Genomic DNA, 2,372 nt, shown 5'->3' with positions numbered 1-2,372 from the left:
ATATTTCTTACAATACCAATCACTTGCTCTAACGAGAAACCTTGATTTTCGAGGTCGCTTAATTTCTTAAAATCTTTATCAATTTGATTTTGAAATGTCTCAGTGTCCAAATTAGTATCTTTGAGTGACTGAGATAATTCACATACCATCGCATCAAGATTTTTACGCATGTCTCGCACATCAAGCTCAACCGGGTCAGCCACATGTTTACGATATAATAATTCGCTGGTCACAGGTGAACAGGTTTGATGTTGTTTGACTGCTGTATCTAATTCTTGATTGAGTAACGGGTTTTGTTCACCCACGTAAGCATACCAAAGCGCGTAGTTTGTTGGCGTTGTGGGTATTCTATATTTTAACATTAACGGAACAGCTTTTTTCAAATTGGCTGCAGCGGTTTGCAGTAGTGTGTTCGACATTAAGTGCCTCATGATCCGGGCTAAGGAAAGACTTTGAAAAAATCTACAATTGAAGTAAATATAACAATAATAGCAGGTTTTGCACCATGATATTATAGTGATACAAATAACAAAAAAGCATCCGAAGATGCTTTTTTAGTGACTTGAATCATATTAAAAAACGTAAGAGACCGCAAACATTGGGCCAGTAAAGCTGTAGTTTATGTTGTAATCAAAGGTACGTTGCTCAATATTACCGACATTACGTGTTTTTTCGATAGTGACATCGACATCATAATAGTTGTAAGCCAGTTTTAATGACCAATTATCACAAATTTTAGCTTCAACACCTAAGCGGATATCGATCAGTGATCCGTCTACATCATCATATTTGATAGCAAAATACTGGGCGTGAGCATCAAATGTCCAACCAGGATAAAACTCGTAGGAGCCGTAAAGACCAATGTCTGGAAGAGGTGCCGTTAGAGTGTCGTCGATAACTTCTGGTGTGGCAACTGCATTGCTGCATAAACTGGTTAAGGTTGAATCTGGGACACAAATACCGATAGTGCCTTTAAAAGCGGTTTCGATAAACATGGTATGTATACCAACGGATACTCCAACAGCGTAATGAGTTCCCTGCCAAATGTCATAACCATAACCAATTCGCAGAATATCAATATTAAGTTCGGTATTCAGTTTAGCGCCAGTTTCAATCAGGTAGTCTTTTCCATCAATATCTTCAAGAATAAAATCTTGTGATACCGTTTCTGTGTCGGCTTTGCGATCTAACGACTTCCAATCAATATAAATATTATGGCGTTGGTTGAAAGAGAATGTGAATTCAAAGTAGGGTAAGTATTGCTCTTCAGCAAGTAGAAGTTCATCTTCAAAATCTACTGGGAATGTTCCACCTGTTTTAGGATTTGTAACGATGAAGTTTGAATCGGAGTTAGCATAAAACATACCGACATCAAGAGTATATTTGTCGGAGACTGTTGAGTCGTTAGTTGATAGGTTCGTCTCTGCCGAAGCAGTTCGAGTACCTAATATCAATAACACTATACAAAAAAAAGTTCTTATCATTGAAACTCCGCATTTATTATTTTTTCTATATCACAGGATATGCGTCTTCATATGATGCTTTTGTCGAATTTAATACCTAATCTATTCAACGCAGATATCCAAAATAAGGGTTATCAAAATGCGCAGTCATAAACATTAAGTTAAAATAAAAACGACAAACTGTTCAGTGCATATACTAACACTTTGTTACTAATTGTGAAGTATTTGTATAGGATTATTGCGCTAAATCAAGTTTTCGTTAATAGCTTGACCTCTACGGTGTAAAAGCAACCATTTTAGTGAAGAGTCGCTATGTATAAAGGCGCCAGAGCATTGGCGTAATTGCGGTGGGTGACAAATATGTGACAAGACGAAAAAGTAGAGCAGAAAGTTGACTCTACTTTTATCATTTGTGTTACAGCAATGTTAAATGCTGTGAGCGGCGACTTTAGCAGTTAAAAGATGGTTTACTCTGACTCATCGGTGTCTGAAGCATCTTCTTCTACATCGTCAAATTCAATTTCAACTTTAGAGCTTGCAGGTGCATGAATTGTCCCAACAACAGCATAAAATGGTTTGCCTTTTGCTAGACGACAATATTTAGACCACAATAACTCCATTGGAGTTGATGCAGGTTTTTTCCCCTGTAAAACGTTAACAAATTGGTCTTCGTCAACATTACAAGGTAACTGCGAACCATTGGCTAAATTTTTCATTGCTTGACCGTGTTGTTCAAGCAACTCAGCTTCTTTATTGGTAAAATCACCACAACGTTTAAATCCCTTTGGGAAATTCACGTCATCATAGAAGCGTTTAGTAGATTGAAAACTGTTGCTATGACCATTGGTGTTAGCATCAATACCTTGTTTTGCATTGATAAATGATTGCTGAGACATGGCTAATACCTTC

Annotated in this window: 2 protein-coding genes and 1 pseudogene; all 3 read right to left on the bottom strand. The window is 37.2% G+C overall.

Annotated elements, in window-relative coordinates; all coding sequences use genetic code 11:
* Nucleotides 1-419: pseudogene (locus CXF78_RS20525) on the bottom strand (GGDEF domain-containing protein); the annotation flags it as partial.
* A 153-nt stretch (nt 420-572) separates the two neighbouring features.
* Nucleotides 573-1,484 (bottom strand): porin family protein, encoded by a 912-nt coding sequence (locus tag CXF78_RS20520; RefSeq protein WP_011636953.1) that lies wholly within the window; start codon nt 1,482-1,484, stop codon nt 573-575.
* Between the two features lie 446 nt (nt 1,485-1,930).
* Nucleotides 1,931-2,359, bottom strand: a complete 429-nt coding sequence (locus CXF78_RS20515; protein WP_011636954.1) for a MaoP family protein — start codon at nt 2,357-2,359, stop codon at nt 1,931-1,933.
* Nucleotides 2,360-2,372: the final 13 nt, after the last annotated feature.

The organism is Shewanella sp. 11B5, from assembly GCF_002836795.1.
GTDB lineage: Bacteria > Pseudomonadota > Gammaproteobacteria > Enterobacterales > Shewanellaceae > Shewanella > Shewanella frigidimarina.
The sequence above is the reverse complement of the archived record's forward strand: the minus strand, read 5'-3'. Positions and strand labels throughout refer to the sequence as shown.

Coding starts and splice junctions, on each gene's coding strand:
- CXF78_RS20515 (WP_011636954.1), bottom strand. CDS start 2,359: ATGTCTCAGCAATCATTTATCAATGCAAAACAAGGTATTGATGCTAAC.
- CXF78_RS20520 (WP_011636953.1), bottom strand. CDS start 1,484: ATGATAAGAACTTTTTTTTGTATAGTGTTATTGATATTAGGTACTCGA.